An 806-nucleotide genomic window follows, 5' to 3' on the forward strand; every position below is an offset into this window, starting at 1 on the left:
CAGCCATTTGTTGTAAATTACGCTTCACATGAGCAAGACAGAACTGATGCTGGGTCGGATCTATCCAGTTGTAACTGGCGCATTGATCGGTGACGATAATGGCGCTGACCTGCTCTCCGAGCAAGTGTTTCGCATTGTCTTGGCTGCGTGAGTAGCGGATAGTTTGAAACACGGCGTCAGCACTCGCCATTAACCATACCCAGCGTGTTGATTGGTCATCATTACGCGCATGTGTGGTTTCATCGGCATGAATGAGCGGCGCTTTTTGGATGTGCGCTTTCAATGCTTGATGCACAGGTGTGAGCATTGAGCTAACACGCCCTTGCACTTCTGAAAGTGCGCCAATTGAAAATGTCGTACCATATTGATCTAACAGAAGTTGCCTGATTTTATTCAGGCTTAAATGATGCTGGCCAGCCAGCACCGCGATGTGGCTCATTAGCCTCGGGCCCATTTGCCCTGTTGGCGCATCGCTAGGCAATTGGCCTTGAGTAACGGTGTTACAGCAATCACAGCGGCCATGAAACAATTGATATTCAGTGATATCCAGCGCTTGTTTTGGCAACTCCAACACTTGGTGGCGACGTGAAGGCGTTGCGTTGACGACAACATCGCCGCCACATTCACTGCATTGCGAATGAGGAAGGCAAGGCACGATAACATCGGAATCGGTTAGCTCACTTAATGGTCGTCGATGCCCCGTGTGTCCAGGTTGAGCGCCTGTCGCATTTCGGCTACGAGGCGTTTGAGCTTTTTTCGCTCGGCTTTGACCTCAGGTGTATCATTTGAAGGTGAGCGTGAAGAGT

General features: G+C 50.4%; 1 pseudogene. It reads right to left on the minus strand.

Features of this window, described 5'->3' with window-relative positions:
* Nucleotides 1-806 (minus strand): annotated as a pseudogene (locus Q4519_RS21640) (IS66 family transposase); the annotation flags it as partial.

It is taken from the genome of Motilimonas sp. 1_MG-2023 (assembly GCF_030547455.1).
GTDB lineage: Bacteria > Pseudomonadota > Gammaproteobacteria > Enterobacterales > CBDFNC01 > Motilimonas.